This is a genomic window from Streptomyces hesseae (assembly GCF_031845785.1).
In the GTDB taxonomy this organism is placed as follows: Bacteria; Actinomycetota; Actinomycetes; order Streptomycetales; family Streptomycetaceae; genus Streptomyces; species Streptomyces hesseae.
On the sequence record NZ_JAVRFI010000011.1, the window covers coordinates 1 to 16,945 of the forward strand.

A 16,945-nucleotide genomic window follows, 5' to 3' on the forward strand; every position below is an offset into this window, starting at 1 on the left:
CCCCCGCCGCCTCCCACTCCTCATCCGTCCAGCCCCGGTAGGGCTGAAGCTCCGAGCGCGGCACGTCGATGCCCGACCGCAGCACCAGCGCCTCGCAGCCGTCGAGCCCGGCGGCGACGAGGGCCGCCACATGGCCGTCGCCACGGTGCTCGCGCAGCAGCGTCGCCGCGTGCCACAGGCGTTCAAGAGGGTCGTCGGGCCAAACAAGCCCCGCGTGCGCGGCGGACAGGACGCGTCCGCCGTGGTCCAGCCCCAGCGCCGCGTCGGCAAGCAGTTCCCCTGCCCGCGCCGCCTCCTTCTCCTGGCCCGCCAGCAGCCGTTCCAGCGCCGCCCGCGCTCCCGCGCGCCGGATCTCCAGGGCCCGCGCGGGCGGGGTGATGTCCCATACCGACGGCAGCGCCCGGGCGACCGTCCCCGGCGCGAAGCCGAAGAACGCCGCCGTGACCGGCTCCGGGCCCACCGGCCCGAGCGGTGCCGCCCGGCCGGCGAAGTAGCCGCGCCGCCAGCCGCGCAGGCCCGCCGCCTCGAAGGCGGTCAGCGCTTCCGGGGCGAAGTAGGTGACGGCGTGGACGGGTTCGTAGAGCTTCCACACCTCACGGGCCACCGCGTCGGCCGTGTACGCCGCATCGTTCATCACCCGGGCCTCCGATCGTCCGCCGCCAGCCGGCGGCCCAATCCTCGCAGCACCTCCTCCGCCTCCGCCATGATCCGTTCGATCAGCGCCGCGCACGACGGCAGGTCCTCGATGACCCCCGCCACCTGCCCGGCGGCCATCACCCCCAGGTCCGTACGGCCGTCGACCATCGCCGCCTTCAGCAGCATCGGAGTGTTCGCGGCCAGCAGCACCTGGCCCCAGCCGAGTTCCCCGCCGTGCCGCAGGGCCCGCCCGTCGCGCAGCATCTGCCCCCACGTCATTCCCGACAGCGCCCGGAAGGACGCCGCGTGCCGCACGGCCCGGACGAGCGAGACCGCCCGGCCCGCGCGCTCCAGCCTCGTGACGAAGGGGGTGCGCAGCATCCGGTGGGGGAGGCCGTCGACGCGGTCGGTGACGGTGACGTCCTTGACGGACGCGGCGAGGTACGCGGCCTTCACGGCCGCCGGGACCGTGCTGTCGGACGTGAGCAGGAAGCGGGTGCCCATGGCGATGCCCGCCGCCCCGTAGGAGAGGGCGGCGACCAGGCCCCGGCCGTCGCGGAAGCCGCCCGCCGCGACGACCGGTATGCCGACCGCGTCGACGACCTGCGGCAGCAGCACCGACGTCGCGACCTCGCCCGTGTGGCCGCCGCCCTCGCCGCCCTGCACGATCACCGCGTCCGCTCCCCACGCCGCGACCTTCTCGGCGTGCCGCCGGGCGCCGACGGAGGGGATGACGACCATGCCCGCGTCCTTGAGCCGGGCGATCAGCTCCCGCGAGGGGGCCAGCGCGAACGATGCCACCCGCACTCCCTCCGCCACCAGGATCCCCACGCGTTCGGCGGCGTCGCCCGCGTCCGCGCGGAGGTTGACGCCGAAGGGCCGGTCCGTACGGGACTTCACCTCCCGGACGGCGGCCCGCAGCTGCTCCGGCGTCATGGTGGCCGCGCCCAGGATGCCCAGGCCTCCGGCGGCGGCGACGGCCGTCACCAGCCGGGGGCCCGCCACCCAGCCCATGCCGGTCTGCACGACGGGGTGCCGGACGCCCACGAGCTCGGTGAGGGCCGTCCTCACGCCCGTACCGCCCTCACGCCCGTACCTCGCGGTCGCGCAGGCCGTCCGGGTCGAGGGCCTCCCGGATCAGCCGCAGTTCGTCCGCCGTCGGCCGCCGTGTGCGCGGCACGTCCGCCGGCACGTCAAGGGGGAAGCCGGTGGCCGCCCGTACCTCCTCGGCCGTGACGCCGGGGTGCAGCGAGCGGACCCGCAGCGTGCGGTCCGGCGTCTCGAAGTCCAGCACCGCGAGATCGGTGACGACGCGCCGGACGCCGTGGAAGCGCGTCGCGGCGGGCCCGGCGGCGGCCGCCCGGTCGTAGCCGACGCCGCAGACCATGTCGACGCGCTCGACGAGGACCCGGGGGGAGTGCCGGGGGATCCAGTAACTGACCGGATGGTTGAGGGAGTTGACGGGTGCGCCGCGTACGCCCAGGAGCTGCCGGTCGGGGCGGCGGGCGTCGCCGATGCGGCTGATGTTCTGGTTGCCGTACCGGTCGAGCTGGCTCGCGCCCATCATCACATGCCGTCTGCCGCCGGTGACCAGCGCCAGATGGCGGCGGAACGGCAGCCAGCCCTCGACCACCCGCGCCGTGCGGCCCAGCGCCGGCACATCGGCGATCAGCATCGCCTCGCCGTCCGTCAGCAGCAGCTCCGGGGCGAACGTCAGCCGCGCCAGCCGGGCCCCGATCGTGGGTACCGTGCCCATCGGGCTCGCCAGGATCTCCCCGTCGCCGCGCCAGACCTCCGCGCAGGCCACGACGCACACCTCGGCCCTGCTCGCGCTCACGGATCCCGCCGTCATGACGCCGCCCGGGTGCGGAACGACGCGACCGCCGCCCGGTACTCGTCCTCGTCGCCGGACAGGAAACGCGCCACGAACTCCTGCCAGGCCGCCGGGTCCGCCGCGGCCCGCGCGTAGGCGGCCTGGAAGGCCTCGTCGCGCCCGTAGTCCGGCGCGCATGAGGTGAAGTGCGCGCCGCCCGGCGCCTCGACGACCCCGGTCACGCAGTGGCGCTGGACGAGCAGCGTCTGCGGCCCGCCCCCGTCGGCGAACTCCTCGCTGTCGACGATCCGTTCGCAGGAGACGTACGCCTCCTTGGCCGCCTCGCAGAACAGGTCGTCGAAGTACGGGTCCGGGCCCAGATACTGGGCGTTGCCGCGCGCGTCCGCGCGGTTGAGGTGGACCAGGGCCGCGTCCAGGGCGAGCGCGGGCACGGCGACCAGCTCCTCCCCGTCCTCGTACGGCGAGGTGACCGTCCGCAGGTCCGGGTTGAGCGTCATGACGTCCGAGCCGAGCCCCGCCCGCACGGGCAGGAACGGCAGCCGGTGCGCGGCGGCCGTCAGGCCCCACATGACCATCGACTCGTCGAGCTCCACCAGCTCCAGCCCGCCCCGCTGCCGGGCGGCGCGGAAGTGCGGTTCGAGGGGGATCGAGTCGAGGGAGACGAAGGCCGTCACCAGCTTGCGGATCCGGCCCGCCGCCGCAAGCAGGCCGATGTCGGGGCCGCCGTAGGAGACGACGGTCAGATCGGTCAGTCCTGCCCGTAACACCGCCCTGACCAGCGCCATCGGTTTGCGGCGCGATCCCCAGCCGCCGATGCCGATCGTCATACCGTCCGCTAGACGGGCCACGGCCTCGTCGGCGGTCATCCTCTTGTCGGCCGTCATATCCGCTCCCTTCCCGGCCGGCCGGCCACGAAGGCGGCGCGGTGCCGGTCGCCGACGCCGCTGAGGGCGGCCTCGAAGGTGAAGCCCTGTTCGTAGCGGTAGCCCCGGCGGACGTCGACGGGGTCGATGCCGTTGAGCGCGGCCTTGGCCATGCGCAGCAGCGCGCCGTCCTTCGCCGCGATCTCCCGCGCCAGCTCCAGGGCCGCCCCGGCGAGCCCGGTCCGGGGTGTGACGCGCCAGACCGAGCCGTGCCGGTGCAGCTCGGCGGCCGTGACGGTGCGCGAGGTGTAGAAGAGGGTGCGCATCAGGTGCTGGGGCACGAGACGGGAGAGGTGGGTGGCGGCGCCCAGCGCGCCCCGGTCGAGCTCGGGCAGCCCGAACACCGCGTCGTCGGAGGCGACGACCGCGTCGGCGTTGCCCACGAGACCGACGCCACCGCCGAGACAGTGCCCGTGCACGGCGGCGACGACCGGCACGGGACAGTCGTAGACGGCGGAAAAGGCCTCGGCGCAGGCGTGGTTGACGTCGACGAGGGCCCGGTGTCCCGGTGTGCCGCTCAGCTCCTTCAGGTCGACACCGGCGTTGAAGCCGCGTCCGGTGGCGGTGAGCAGAACGCAGCGGGTCTCCGGGTCGGAGCCCGCCGTGCGGAGCGCGTCCGCCAGCGCGTACCAGCCGCGTACGGGCAGGGCGTTGACGGGCGGGACGTCCACGGTGACGACGGCGATGCCCGGTTCGGGGCGTGCGGTGGAGATGCCCATCGGCTACCTTTCCACCAAACGTTTGTTAGGTATCGGTCCGTTGTCGACGGTAGCAGCGGACCGTTCGCTGGGGGAGGCGTGCATGAGCGGAACTCCCGGCCCCGGGGCGGGCGATCGGCGTGCCGGTCCCGACGGCAGCCGGGTCGTCCTCGTCACCGGCGGCACCCGGGGTGTGGGCGCGGGCATCGCGCGGGCCTTTCTGCGCACGGGCGCGGACGTCGTGGTGTGCGCCCGCCGGCCGCCCGACGAGCCGGTCACGGCGGCGGGGCGGACGGCCCGCTTCCACAGCGCGGATCTCAGGGAATCGGCGGCCGTTCAGGAGGTTTTCGCCTGGCTCGCCGTCGAGTACGGCCGCCTCGACGTCCTCGTCAACAACGCCGGCGGCACACCCCACCGGCCGCTCGACGCGGCGGACGCGGCCCGGCACGCCCGTGTCCTGGAGCTCAACCTCCTCGTACCGCTCGCCGTCTCGCTCGCCGCCCGCCCCCTGCTGCGGGCGCGGCCCGGCCCGGCCGCCGGCGCGATCGTGATGATCGGCAGCGTCAGCGGCACCCGCCCCTCGCCCGGCACCGCCGCCTACGGCGCCGCCAAGGCCGGGCTGGAGAACCTGGCCCGCACCATGGCCGTCGAGTGGGCCCCGCACATCCGGGTCAACACCCTCGTCCTCGGCATGGTCGGCACCCCGGCCGCGCGGGCGCACTACGGCGGCGACGCGGGCCTCGCCGCCGTCGGCCGGACCGTACCGACGGGGCGGCTCGCCGAGCCCGACGAGATCGGCGAGGCCGCCGTCTTCCTCGCCTCGGACCAAGCCGCCTACGTCACCGGGGCCGGCCTCCTCGTCCACGGCGGCGGCGAGGCCCCGGCCTTCCTCGCGGCGGCGCGCGGAGGGACGAACGGGACGAACGGAGGAACGACATGACCGGGATCTGTGCGGGACGGGTCGCCGTCGTCACCGGCGCCGGCCGGGGCCTCGGCCGCGCCCACGCGCTGGCGCTCGCCGCCGAGGGCGCCAGGGTCGTCGTCAACGACCTGGGCGCGGGGCCCGGCGGGGACGGCGCCTCGGCGGACCCCGCCCGGCTGGTCGTCGAGGAGATCCGCGCCCGGGGCGGCGAAGCCGTCGCCCACGCCGGCGACATCGCCACCGACGAGGGCGCGCGCTCGCTCGTCACCACCGCCCTGGAGACGTACGGACGCCTCGACGCGCTCGTCAACAACGCGGGCTTCCTACGGGACCGCATGCTCGTCAACCTCGGCGAGGACGACTGGGACGCGGTCGTCCGCGTCCACCTCAAGGGCCACTTCCTCACCCTGCGCCACGCCGCCGCACACTGGCGGGCGCGGGCCAAGGAGGGGCGTGCGCCCGAGGCCCGCGTCGTCAACACCACGTCCGGCGCGGGCCTGCTGGGCAGCGTCGGCCAGGCCAACTATGCCGCCGCCAAGGCCGGCGTCGTCGGCCTCACCCTCGTGGCCGCCGCCGAACTGGCCCGCTACGGCGTCCAGGTCAACGCCGTCGCCCCGGCGGCCCGCACCCGGATGACCGAGCGGGTCTTCGCGGAGGCGATGGCCGCGCCCCAGGACGACGGATTCGACGCCATGGCCCCGGCCAACGTCTCGCCGCTCGTGGTCTGGCTGTCGTCGGCGGACGCGACCGGCGTCACGGGCCGGGTCTTCGGGGCGGAGGCGGGCCGCATCACCGTCATGGAGGGCTGGCACCCGGGCCCCACGACCGACAAGGGCGACCGCTGGTCACCGGGGGAAGCGGGGAAGGCGGTACGGGGGCTGCTGGCACGGGCCCGGACGGAGGGGCCGGTGTACGGGACGTCGCCGGGGTAGCCCGTCACTGGCGTTCCCGCTGTGATCGCCGCCACATCCGCTGCCTGTCACGCTCCTCGCCCGGGCGGTGTCCCCATGGTGCGAGACCGAAGCGAAAGGAGCGTCATCATGAGGGCCGTCATCGTGTGCACTTCCGTGTCCCACGGCAACACCAAGAGGATCGCGGACGTCATGGGCCGGGTACTGGAGGCCCGGGTCGTCGAGCCCGAACAGGTCGACGTGGCGGAGCTCGCCGCCTACGACCTGGTGGGATTCGGCTCGGGCATCTTCACGCAGAACGTCCACCCACGGCTGAGCCGGTTCGTCCAGTCGCTGCCGGAGGGCCGGTACCGCAAGGCGTTCGTCTTCACCACCAGCGGGCTGCCCGAACCGCCGTTCCGGCCCCACACCCGCTCCCTCGTGCGGCTTCTGGAGCGGAAGGGCTTCGACGTGAGCGACACCTTCCAGTGCCGGGGGTACGACACCTGGCTCCCGTTCAAGCTCGTCGGCGGGATCAAGAAGGGACGGCCCGACGCCACCGACCTGGAGGCGGCGCGGGCGTTCGCCGAAGGGCTGAAGGCCAGGGCGCTGTCCTGATCAGGACACCACGTCCTTCCCCCGGAAGTGCCGGAACGCCAGCGCGAAGAACACCACGGCGTACGCGACCGACACCGCCGTCCCCTTCACCATCCCGCCGTACTCCGGGCGCGGCTGGAGCGCGTCGGCCCACGCGTACTGCCAGTGGGCCGGCAGCAGGTCCCGCCAGTCGCCCAGCGCCGTGACCGCGTCGAGGACGTTGCCGACGATCGTCAGGCCCATCGCGCCGCCCACCGCGCCCAGCGGCGCGTCCGTGACCGTCGACAGCCAGAACGCCAGCGCTGCCGTCACCAGCTGGCCGACGAACACGAAGGCCACGCAGAGGGCCAGCCGGCCCGTCGCCGTGCCCGCGTCCAGGGAGCCGCCGGTGGGGATCCGCAACGGCCCCCAGCCGTAGGCGGCCGTGCCCGCCACGAGCGCCACCAGCGGCAGCAGCACCATCGCCGCCGCGCTGAAGGCCAGCGCCACGGCCAGCTTGGCCCACAGCAGCCGGGCGCGCGGCACGGGCGCGGCCAGCAGGTACCGGAGCGACGACCAGCTCGCCTCCGAGGCCACCGAGTCACCGCAGAACAGCGCCACCGGCACCACCAGCAGGAAGCCCGCCGAGACGAACAGCGCGGTGGCGGCGAAGTTCGCGCCGGAGGCGGTGGCGGTGTCCATCAGGGTCACCCGCCCGTCGCGGCCCTGGCGGTCGCCGCCGATCGCGAAGGCCGCGATCAGGACGAACGGCAGCACCGCGAGCACGGCGCCCATCACCAGCGTGCGGCGGCGCCGCAGTTGCCGCGCCGCCTCCACGCGCAGCGGCAGGGTGCGGCCGGCCCGGTAGCCGGGCGCGGATTCGACGGCCGTGGTGCTGCTCACGCGGAGCCTCCGATCAGGGTCAGGAACGCGTCCTCCAGCCGCCGGTGCGGGCCCACGCTCGCCACGGGCACCTCCAGCCGGACCAGTTCCACCAGCAGTTCCGGCACTGTCGCGCCGTCGAGCCGCACCAGCAGCCCCTCGTCGGCCCGTACGGCCGAGGCCACGCCGGGCAGGGCGGCCACCTTGTCCACCGTCACCTCCGACGGCCGGCCCTCGACGCCCACCAGCAGGGTGTCGCCCGAGCCGACGATCTCCGAGACCGCGCCGGCGCCGACCAGCCGCCCCCGGTCCATGACGACCAGATGGGTGCAGGACTGCTCGACCTCGGAGAGGAGATGGCTGGAGACGATCACCGTGCGGCCGGCCGCCGCGTAACGGATCATCACCTCCCGCATCTCCCGGATCTGCGGCGGGTCCAGCCCGTTGGCCGGCTCGTCGAGGATCAGCAGGTCCGGCAGGCCCAGCATGGCCTGGGCGATCGCGAGGCGCTGCCGCATGCCCTGGGAGTACGTGCGGACGGCCCGGTCCAGCGCGGAGCCCAGCCCGGCGATCTCCAGGGCCTCCTCCAGGTGGGCGTCCTCGGCGGGACGGCCGGTGGCCCGCCAGTACAGGTCGAGGTTGGCCCGTCCCGACAGGTGCGGCAGGAAGCCCGCGCCCTCGACGAACGCGCCGACCCGTGACAGCACGGGCGAGCCCGGCCGGATCGCATGCCCGAAGACCCGGATCTCCCCGGCGTCGGGCCGGATGAGGCCCATGAGCATGCGCAGCGTCGTGGTCTTTCCGGCGCCGTTGGGCCCCAGCAGCCCGAGGACCTGCCCGCGCTCGACCTGGAACGACAGGTCGCGCACGGCGTACCGGTCCGCCGACCCCGCGTACCGCTTGCTCAGTCCGGCGATCCGCAGCGGCACGTCGGCCAGCGCCGGGTCGGGCGCGGGGGCGGTGGTGCGGCGCCGCCCGGTGAGCAGCAGGGCCGCCGCCACGAGCACACCGCCGGCCGGCATCCCCCACGTCCACCACGGCAGGCCGGACGAGCCGGTCCGGACGCCGGGGGCGGTCGGGACGCTCAGCCCGCCGTCCGTGAGGGAGACGGTGTAGGTGGCGGGGCGCACCGGTGACGCGTAGCCGAGGTCGGTGGCGGAGAGCACGAGCCGCATCCGGTGCCCGGCCTCGAAGGTGTGGTCGATCGCGGGCAGCCGCAGCTCTACCGTTCTGCCGTCCTTCGCGCCGTCGACGCGCAGCGGGGCCACGAGCTGTCCGGGCAACTGCTGCTGACCGCCGGGGCCGACGTCGTAGACCTTGGCGAAGAGGACCGCCTCACCGGTGTCGGAGGCGACCTTCACCCTCGCGGTAGGCGTGCCGGTGACGCGGACGCCCTCGGTCAGCGGGGCGGAGTCGAAACGGGCGTACTGGCCGGGGAAGTCGAGGGACACCCCGAGGCCGAGCCCAGACAGCTGGGACAGTCCGCCCCCGACGCCGGGCACGGCGGAGACGGCCGGGGGAGCGGCGCCCGCGGGGTTGGCGAAGGACCGCGCGCCGCCGGTCAGGGGCACGGTCCGCGCGTCGGACCGCAGCCCGGGGTAGCGGGTGCCGGTCGCCGCGCGCAGCCGTGCCTTGCCGTCGGTGGTGTCGATGCCGCCGGCGCGGCTGACGCGGAAGGCCGGTCCGGTGTCCGTGGCCTCGTCGCCCTTGAGGTAGCGGTCGAACCACGCGTGCGTGCGCTGCTCGATCCGGTCCTGCTCGTTCGCGACGCCGGTGTCGTGCCCGCCGGAGATCCAGTCGACGGCCACGGGCGCGCCGTTGCGGCGGATGGCGGTGGCGGCGGCGTCGGACTGGTCGAGGGGGAAGAGGGAGTCGTTCTGCCCCTGGACGATCAGGGCGGGCACCTTGACGCGGTCCGCGACGGCGGAGGGGCTGCGGAGCTCCAGTAGCTTCCGCGCCTCGGCGTCCGGCTTTCCGGCGACGGCCACCCGCTCGTACATCTCGCACAGGCTCCGCTCGAACCGCCCGCAGCCGGAGGCACCGGGACGGCTCCCGGCGGCGCCGCCGGTGCCTGTGGTGTTCGTGGTTCCCGTGGTGAAGAAGATCCCGGCCCAGAGCTTCTTGAAGACGTCGCCGGGGAAGAGGGAGTCGGCGAGGTTCCAGTAGGTGATCTGCGGGGCGATGGCGTCGACGCGCTTGTCGTACCCGGCGGAGAGCAGCGCGATCGCACCGCCGTACGAGCCGCCCGCGATGCCGACCCGCGGGTCCCCGGCCGCGTCGAGGCGCACCTCGGGGCGCCGGGCCAGCCAGTCGATCAGGCGGCTGACGTCGGCGACCTCGCGGTCCGGGGCGTTGAGGCCGATCCGGCCGGTGGAGTGCCCGAATCCCCGCGCGGACCACGTCAGCACGGCGTAGCCGGAACGGGCCAGCTCCTCCGCCTCGGGCCGCAGATCGTCCTTGCTGCCGCCGAAGCCGTGCGCGAGCAGCACCGCAGGGCGGCGTTCCTCGGCGGGTCCGGACGTGAAGAAGGACGTGTCGATCCGGACGGTGTCCTTGCCCCCGCCCGGACCCTCGGGCATGGCGATCGACCGGTCCTCGCGGCGTACGGGAGGATCGCCGCCGGTGGCCGAGGCGACCGTCCAGGTGCCGGCACCACCGAGCACGACGACCGCGGCCACGGCGGCGAACAGCCGCCGCCCGCGCGGGCGGGGGAGACGCAGCTTCATGTTCGAATGCTAAGCGGAGCCGGTATCCGGCTGAGCGCGGCGGTCACTCCCCGGCCATGTCCGCCAGCCTTGTGATGGTGTTCCAGTTGCGCGCGGTGCCCGCCGTGCCCAGCCGCCGCTCGGTGAGCACGCGTCCGAGCCGGGAGTCCCGGATGCCCTGCGCGCAGTGCAGATACACCTCGCGCTCACCCAGCGCGAACGCCTCGGGCGCGTACTCCGCCGGGTCGAGATCCGCGACCGTGGCCGGGTCGGCCGGGCCGGCGAGGAAGGTCACCAGGAACCGCGCGGGGTCGACCTCCTGCCCGGCGAACGGATTGGCGTCGACGACACGGCGTATCTCACCCGCCTCGCGCACCAGACAGGTCACGGAGAACCCCAGCTCCCGCTCGATGGCCTCCTCCAGCCGCGCGGCCAGTGTCCCCTCGTCGGCCCCGGCGTGGGTGAAGACGGCGTTGCCGCTGTTGAGGTGGGTGCGGACGGCCTCGCACCCCATGCCGGCCAGCAGCTCCCGCAGGGTCTGCATGGGGACGCGCTTCTTGCCACCGACGTTGATACCGCGCAGCAGCGCCACATAGGTTGTCACGCGGTCACCATATGGGGACCCACTGACAAGGGCGGGTCAGGGACTGCGCTCCCACCGCACCACCCGGTCGCACCACCGCTCCAGCAGCACCGCGTCATGCCCGACGGCGAGAAGCCCCGCCCCGCTCTCCCGCCGGTACGCCTCCACGACCCCCACCAACGCCGCCGTCGTCGACGCGTCCAGCATCGCCGTCATCTCGTCGCAGATCAGCCACCGCGGCCGCAGCACCAGCGCCCGCGCCACGCACGCCCGCTGGAGCTGCCCGTCGCTCACCTCGTGCGGGCGGCGCGCCAGGAGCTCGTCCGACAGGCCGACGACCGGCGCCAGCTCGCCCACCCGGGCGTCGGCCTCGGCCCGGCGGCGGCCCGTCGCCCGCAGCGGCTCGGCGATCAGGTCGCGGAGCCGCAGCCGGGGATCGGCCGACTGCCGGGGCTGCTGGAAGACGACCCCGAACGCGGTGCGCTGCTCGCGCGGCGCGCCGTGCCGCCAGCCACGGGCGGGCTCGCCGTCGATGACGACGCTCCCGGCGTCCGGACGGTGCAGCAGCGCGGCCACGCGCGCCAGCGTGGACTTGCCGCAGCCGCTGGGGCCGAGCAGGCCCACGGCCTCGCCGTCGCCGATGGTCAGCGACACATCCCGGACGACGGGCTCGCGCGGCTCGTATCCGGCGGTGATGCCGCGCAGCTCAAGCACAGGAGGCCTCCTCGGCGGCCGGATGCGGATGGTGACAGGCCACCCCGCCGGCCAGCGCCGGTACGGCCTCGCACACCGCCGTCGGCGTCGCGCAGCGCGCCGCGAAGGCGCAGCCCGCGGGCAGCGCGCCGAGCTCCGGCGGCATGCCCGGAATGGGGGTGAACGCCCGCTCGGGCAGCGCGTCCAGCAGCCTCCGCGCATACGGGTGCCGGGGCCCGGCGGCGCCGAAGAACACGGCCGCGTCCGCGATCTCGACGATACGGCCCGCGTACATCACGGCCACGCGGTCGGCGATCCGCTCGGCCGCCGCGAGGTCATGGGTGATCATCAGCAGCGCGTGGCCGGCGTCCGCGTGGCGGCGCAGTTCGTCGGCCGTGCGGTCGACGAGCTCACGGTCCAGGCCGGTGGTCGGCTCGTCGGCCAGCAGCAACGGCGCGTCGCCGACGAGCGCGAGCGCGGTGGCCGCGCGCTGCGCCAGGCCGCCGGAGAGCTGGTGCGGATACCGGTCGAGGTGACCGGCCGGGAACGCCGCCCGCGCGGCGGCCGCCTCCACGGCCTCCGCCAGCGCGGCCCCTCGCGCGCCGGTCAGCTCCCGCACGGTCTCCGCCAGTTGCGAGCGAACGGTCCGTACGGGCGTGAGGTGCGCCGCCGGGCTCTGCGGTACGAGTCCGACACGGCGGCCCCGGACGGTACGGGCCAGCGTCCGCTCGTCGGCGGAGAGCAGCTCCAGGCCGTCGCCCAGGCGCGCCTCCCCGGACGTCTCGGCGTTGCCGGGGAGCAGCCCGAGCAGCGCCGAGGCCAGGACGGACTTGCCGCAGCCGCTCTCGCCGACGAGGGCGAGGCATTCCCCGGCGGCCAGCTCGAACGAGGCGTCGCTGACGGCGGCGATGTGCCGGCCGCCGGGCATCCGGAACCGTACGGTCAGCCCACGTACGGACAGGACGGGCTGTTCCACCCTCACAGCGTCAGCTCCGATCGGTGCCGGGGGTTGAGTCGCGTGCGCCAGGCGCCTGCCAGGCCCGCGAGGGCGAGGGTGGGGACGATGATGAACAGGCCGGGGAAGAGCGTGGGCCACCAGTCGCCCGCGAGCAGCGAGCCCCGGGCGCTGTCGACCATGTTGCCCAGGCTCGCCCGGTGCGTGGGCAGGCCCAGGCCCAGGAAGGACAGCGCCGACTCGTGCCAGATCGCGTGCGGCACCATCAGGACCGCCGCGAGTCCCGCCTGCGGCAGCACGCCCGGCAGCAGGTGCCGTACGGTCACCCGCCAACGGGACGCGCCACCGGAGACGGCCGCGTCGATGTACGGCCGGGTGCGCAGCGACAGCACCTCGGCCCGTACGACGCGCGCCGTCGACAGCCAGTGGGTGACCGCCACCGAGGCGACCACCGGCCAGATCCCGGGCCGGAACAGGGCGACGACGAAGATGCCGAGCAGCAGGTGCGGCACGGACGAGAAGAGATCGACGAGCCGCATCAGCAGCCGGTCGGTCCGGCCGCCGAGCGCGCCCGCGAGCGCCCCGGCCGCCGTGCCCACGACGGTCGCGACGAGCGCCGCCACCACGCCGACGAGCAGCGAGACGCGCAGCCCGTACACACAGCGCAGCAGCAGGTCCCGGCCGACCTCGTCGGTGCCGAAGGGGTGTGCCGGCCCCGGCGGCAGCAGCTTCGCGCCGAGGTCGACGGCCTGCTCGTCCAGCGGCACGACGAGCGGGACGACCAGCACGGCGAGGACGACGGCAGCCATGACGGCGGCCGAGACCCGCAGGGCCCAAGTGCGCCTAGCCATCGAACCCGACTCTCGGATCGACCAGCCCGTACAGCAGATCGGCCAGGAGATTGCCCACCAGCACGGCCGCCGTGGCGAGCACGGTCAGGGCCGCGAGCAGCGGGAAGTCGACCTTGGTGGCCGCCTCGACCGTCGCCGAGGCGATGCCCGGCCAGCTGAAGACGGTCTCCACCAGCAGCGCGCCGGTGATGAGTTCGGGCACCCGGGAACCGATCAGGGTGAGGACGGGCAGCAGCCCCGACCGCAGGGCGTGGCCGAGGAGGACCGTCCGCTCGTTCAGCCCGCGGGCACGGGCGCCGCGCACGGGGTCCTCCGCCAGCGCGTCCCCGACGCCCTGGCGCACGTACAGCACGAACCACGGCAACTGGGTGGCGGCGAGGACGGCCGCCGGCAGCACGAGGTGCGAGGCGACCTGGCCGGCCGTGGCGACGTCGGTGCCGGTGTCGGTGAGACCGCCGGCCGGCAGCGCGCCGAGCTTGACGGAGAAGAACCAGACGGCGAGCAGCCCCAGCCAGAACGGCGGAGCCGCCTCCAGCGTGTAGGCGAGCCCGGTGACGGCCCGGTCGAGCCACCCGCCGCGCCGCCGGGCGGCGAGGACGCCCAAAGCCGTACCCAGGGTCACGGCCAGGACGAAGGCGACGCCGCACAACAGCACGGACCATCCGACGCGCTCCCCGATGATCTGGGAGACGGGCTGGCGCAGCGCCGTCGACTCGCCGAGGTCACCGGTGAGCGCGGCACACAGCCAGTCCCACCAGCGGGTGACGAACGGCTCGTCGGCGCCGAGGTTCGCGCGCAGCTGGTCCAGTACGTCCCGCCCGGCGCCGAGCCCGGCGGATCCGGCGTAGGCCTTGGCCGGGTCGAAGGGCGAGGACGCGGCGAGGGCGAAGACCCCGAAGGTCACGACGGCGAGCAGGGGGACGGCGGCCAGCAGCCGCCGCCCCGCCATGCGGGCCATCGGCCCCCAGGGAAGCCGGGCGGTCACTTCTCCATCTGCTTCGGCTTCTTCGGCTGCCAGTCCTCGACGTTCCACCACGGGCCGGCGCCCAGGCCGTGGTCGTGCGGCTCGACCTGGGTGGTGAGGCCCTTCCGGTCGCCGTTCATCACGTAGAGGTGGTCGACGTGGGTGAGGAAGACATAGCCGGGGTTGTCGGCGAGACCGCGCTGCACCGCGTCGTAGGCGGCCTTGCGGGCGGCCTTGTCACCGCCGCGCCGGCCCTCCTCCAGGGCCTTGTCGACATCGGGGTCGCTGTAGGCGGCCATGTTGTTGAAGCCGTCGAGGGCGAGGGAGGAGTGGAGCAGGTTGTAGAGGTCGAAGTCGGGGTCGGCGGGGTTGCCGCCGCCGGCGAGGACCGCGTCGTCCTTCATCCGCGGCTCGATGACCTCCCAGGTGCCGCTCTGCACCTTGACGTCGACGCCCGCCTTCTTGGCGTCCGAGGCGAAGGCCAGGGCGTGCTCCTCGCGGAGCTTGTCACCGGCGGGGAACCAGAGGGCGAAGGCGGCGCGCTGCCCGTCCTTCTCCCGGACGCCGTCGCCGCCGGGCTTCCAGCCCGCGTCGTCCAGCAGCTTCTTCGCCCTGTCCAGGTCGTGCGGCCGCTCGGTGCCCTTGGCGAACCACTCGCTGTCGGTGGGGACGGGCCCGTAACCGGCCCGGCCCGCGCCCTCCAGCAGCTTGTCGACCATGGCGTCGCGGTCGACGGCGAGATCGAGGGCGCGGCGCACGGCGGGATCGCCGGTGACCTTGTTCGCGGTCGGCAGCGTCACCCCGCGGAAGTCGGTGGTCCGGGCGGTGAGGGTGACCTTGGACTTGTCGCCCTTGAAGCCCTTGACCAGGTTCGGCGGCAGGATCGCGCCGTCGAGGTCGCCGGAGCGCAGCCGGGTGGCGCGCACGTCGTCGTCCTTGATGATCGCCATGGTGAGCTTCCTGACCTTCGGCTCGCCGCCCCAGTAGGCGGGGTTGGCCTTGAAGGTCAGCTTCTCGCCCTTGCTCCAGCCGGTGAGGACGTACGGCCCGGTGCCGACGGGCGCCGTGTTGAACGAGCCGGTGTTGACGTCCTGTCCCTTGGCCGCGTGCTCGGGCACGATCGGCAGGACGGTCCGCTCGGCGAAGGGCGCGTAGGGGTACTTGAGCGCGAAGACGACGGTGTCGTCACCGGCGGCGGTGACCTTGTCGATCGCGGCGAGCTCGCCCTTGGCGGCGTTGTTCGTCTTCTCGTCGAGGATGGTCCGGTAGGTGAAGACCACGTCCTGGGCGGAGAACGGCTTGCCGTCGCTGAACGTCACGCCCTTGCGGAGCTTGTACGTGTACGTCCGCCCGTCGTCGGTGACCTTCGGCAGCTCGGCGGCCAGGGCCGGCTCCAGCTTCATGGCGGAGTCGCGGCGGAGCAGCCCGTCGAAGATCTTGGAGTTGCCGTCCTTGCCGTAACCGAGGAGCGGACTGAGCGTCTCGGGCTCGTTGGCGAGACCCACGACGAGGGAGTCCTCACCACCCCCGGCCCCACCACCGCCGGGTGTCGAACAGGCCACCGCGCCTGTCGCGAGGACGCCTGCCATGGCCGTGGCGGCCACTCCCCGTATGGACCGGGCCGTCATGCCCACACCTCTTACTCAAGATCTATTGCTATTGCGAACAAAGTGCAATTAAAACACTGGCAAAGGAGTGGGCATGATCCGGGGTGTTCGGTGCTCATCGGGCTGTACCGCACGGGAGGAGGTGAGCGCCGTCGGCGGCTAGTACGGGGTGCCGTTCGCGAAGTCGGTCTTGAAGGTCGACTCGATGCCGTTGAGCACGCCCGCGTCGTCGACGATCAAGCCGAGTTCGCGGTTGTTGTTGAGGGAGTTGTCGGAGAAGTTCTGCGAGCCCGCGAAGACCTTGGCCGACGCCGTCCCGTAGTCGGCGACGATCGCCTTGGCGTGGATGTAGAGGCCCTCGGTCGAGGAGAAGGTGACGACGGTGCCGCCGGCCTCCTTGACCTGGTCGAAGTAGCTGCCGTAGCGGTCGGGGTTCATGCCGACGACCCGGACCGCTACGCCGCGGTTCCGCGCCGCCACCACCGCGTCCACCAGGGCGCCGTCGCCGAACTCCAGCTGCTCCAGGTCCAGCGAGCGCCGGGCTCCGTTGATCAGCGCGAGCAGGCGGTCCTGGGAGTCCGTGGGCGACCAGAGCAGGTTGTCGCCGTCGGAGGGGGTGACGGCGGTGTGGGCGTAGTCCGCGTCGAAGGTCTGCTCTATGGCGGCGACGTCGGCGGCGTCGGTGTCGACGACGCCGTAGTCGCGGCCGGTCGCGTAGTACTTCGCGTCCAGGTTGCCCGTCAGGATCAGCGACTTCGCGCGGTCCACGGTGATGCTCTTCTGGTGGGTGTAGACGAAGTCGGGCGAGGAGTACACCACGCCCACGCCCGCGGCGCCGAGGGCTTGGAAGGCCGGTCCGTTCACCGAGGGGTGCTTGCCGTCGAGGATCACCCGGACGGCCACCCCGGCTCTCTCGCGGTTCACCAGCGCGTCCACGACGCCGGTGTCGTCCAGTTCGTACATGGTCACGTCTACGGATCTGACGGCCGAGCGTATGAGGTCCTGCACCGCGTCGTGGCTCTGATCAGGGAAGACGAGCAGCGAGTACGTACCGGGGGCCGCCTGGGCGGTGCCCGGGGTGGCCAGTACCGACATCGTCGAGGAGAGCAACAGGGCACCGGCGGCGACAGCGATCCGGCGGATGGGGTGGGGAGCGCGCATGCCGAACTCCGATTGTGAGGAGGGACGGTGGGAGTGAGCGGGGCGCCCCCATCGTGAGACCGTCG

At 73.9% G+C, this 16,945-nt stretch carries 17 protein-coding genes; 3 read left to right on the top strand and 14 right to left on the bottom strand.

From position 1 onward, the window contains the following. The 5 genes from RM609_RS18200 to RM609_RS18220 form a co-directional block, all read right to left on the bottom strand. On the bottom strand, positions 1–634 hold a 634-nt coding region (locus tag RM609_RS18200), incomplete at its 3' end, for an SCO6745 family protein (RefSeq protein ID WP_311612166.1). Beyond that, on the bottom strand, positions 634–1,707 hold the full coding sequence (locus RM609_RS18205; protein WP_311612167.1) for an NAD(P)H-dependent flavin oxidoreductase: 1,074 nt from the start codon (positions 1,705–1,707) through the stop codon (positions 634–636). The genes RM609_RS18205 and RM609_RS18200, both read right to left, overlap by 1 nt. 13 nt (positions 1,708–1,720) lie before the next feature. Continuing rightward, complete coding sequence (locus RM609_RS18210) at positions 1,721–2,488, bottom strand: CoA-transferase subunit beta (RefSeq protein ID WP_311612169.1); 768 nt, start codon at positions 2,486–2,488, stop codon at positions 1,721–1,723. Continuing rightward, positions 2,485–3,354 (bottom strand): CoA transferase subunit A, encoded by an 870-nt coding sequence (locus RM609_RS18215; RefSeq protein ID WP_311612171.1) that lies wholly within the window; start codon positions 3,352–3,354, stop codon positions 2,485–2,487. Before RM609_RS18215 ends, RM609_RS18210 begins: the two co-directional genes overlap by 4 nt. Next, positions 3,351–4,112: an enoyl-CoA hydratase family protein gene (locus RM609_RS18220; RefSeq protein WP_311612172.1), complete on the bottom strand. Its 762-nt coding sequence runs from the start codon at positions 4,110–4,112 to the stop codon at positions 3,351–3,353. Before RM609_RS18220 ends, RM609_RS18215 begins: the two co-directional genes overlap by 4 nt. 82 nt (positions 4,113–4,194) lie before the next feature. Here RM609_RS18220 and RM609_RS18225 point away from each other — a divergent pair, with 82 nt between their 5' ends. The 3 genes from RM609_RS18225 to RM609_RS18235 all read left to right on the top strand — a co-directional run bounded on the left by RM609_RS18225 (position 4,195) and on the right by RM609_RS18235 (position 6,521). Beyond that, positions 4,195–5,031, top strand: a complete 837-nt coding sequence (locus RM609_RS18225; protein WP_311612173.1) for an SDR family oxidoreductase — start codon at positions 4,195–4,197, stop codon at positions 5,029–5,031. Beyond that, a complete protein-coding gene (locus tag RM609_RS18230) occupies positions 5,028–5,945 on the top strand; it encodes an SDR family oxidoreductase (RefSeq protein ID WP_311612174.1) in 918 nt (305 codons plus the stop codon). The genes RM609_RS18225 and RM609_RS18230 overlap by 4 nt, the downstream gene beginning before the upstream one ends. 108 nt (positions 5,946–6,053) lie before the next feature. Then, positions 6,054–6,521 carry a flavodoxin family protein gene (locus tag RM609_RS18235; protein WP_311612175.1) on the top strand — a complete coding sequence of 156 codons (468 nt, stop codon included), beginning with the start codon at positions 6,054–6,056 and terminating at the stop codon, positions 6,519–6,521. On the opposite strand, the gene RM609_RS18240 is transcribed toward RM609_RS18235, so the two are convergent. The 9 genes from RM609_RS18240 to RM609_RS18280 form a co-directional block, all read right to left on the bottom strand. Continuing rightward, the gene (locus RM609_RS18240; protein ID WP_311612176.1) at positions 6,522–7,382 is read right to left on the bottom strand and encodes an ABC transporter permease; all 861 of its coding nucleotides are present in this window, start codon (positions 7,380–7,382) and stop codon (positions 6,522–6,524) included. Further along, positions 7,379–10,087, bottom strand: coding sequence for an alpha/beta fold hydrolase (locus RM609_RS18245; protein WP_311612177.1), 2,709 nt, complete (start codon positions 10,085–10,087; stop codon positions 7,379–7,381). Before RM609_RS18245 ends, RM609_RS18240 begins: the two co-directional genes overlap by 4 nt. Before the next feature lie 43 nt (positions 10,088–10,130). Beyond that, positions 10,131–10,670: a DUF1697 domain-containing protein gene (locus RM609_RS18250; protein WP_311612179.1), complete on the bottom strand. Its 540-nt coding sequence runs from the start codon at positions 10,668–10,670 to the stop codon at positions 10,131–10,133. A gap of 36 nt (positions 10,671–10,706) precedes the next feature. Next, the gene (locus RM609_RS18255) at positions 10,707–11,363 is read right to left on the bottom strand and encodes an ABC transporter ATP-binding protein (protein ID WP_311612180.1); all 657 of its coding nucleotides are present in this window, start codon (positions 11,361–11,363) and stop codon (positions 10,707–10,709) included. After that, the gene (locus RM609_RS18260; RefSeq protein WP_311612438.1) at positions 11,356–12,270 is read right to left on the bottom strand and encodes an ABC transporter ATP-binding protein; all 915 of its coding nucleotides are present in this window, start codon (positions 12,268–12,270) and stop codon (positions 11,356–11,358) included. The genes RM609_RS18255 and RM609_RS18260 overlap by 8 nt, the downstream gene beginning before the upstream one ends. 50 nt (positions 12,271–12,320) lie before the next feature. Then, the gene (locus tag RM609_RS18265; RefSeq protein ID WP_311612182.1) at positions 12,321–13,148 is read right to left on the bottom strand and encodes an ABC transporter permease; all 828 of its coding nucleotides are present in this window, start codon (positions 13,146–13,148) and stop codon (positions 12,321–12,323) included. Then, entirely contained in the window at positions 13,141–14,133 is a 993-nt protein-coding gene (locus RM609_RS18270) for an ABC transporter permease (protein ID WP_311612184.1), read from the bottom strand. Before RM609_RS18270 ends, RM609_RS18265 begins: the two co-directional genes overlap by 8 nt. Continuing rightward, entirely contained in the window at positions 14,130–15,740 is a 1,611-nt protein-coding gene (locus RM609_RS18275; protein ID WP_311612185.1) for an ABC transporter substrate-binding protein, read from the bottom strand. The genes RM609_RS18270 and RM609_RS18275 overlap by 4 nt, the downstream gene beginning before the upstream one ends. Positions 15,741–15,878: 138 nt before the next feature. Next, a complete protein-coding gene (locus RM609_RS18280; RefSeq protein ID WP_311612187.1) occupies positions 15,879–16,880 on the bottom strand; it encodes a phospholipase D-like domain-containing protein in 1,002 nt (333 codons plus the stop codon). Between the last annotated feature and the right edge of the window lie 65 nt (positions 16,881–16,945).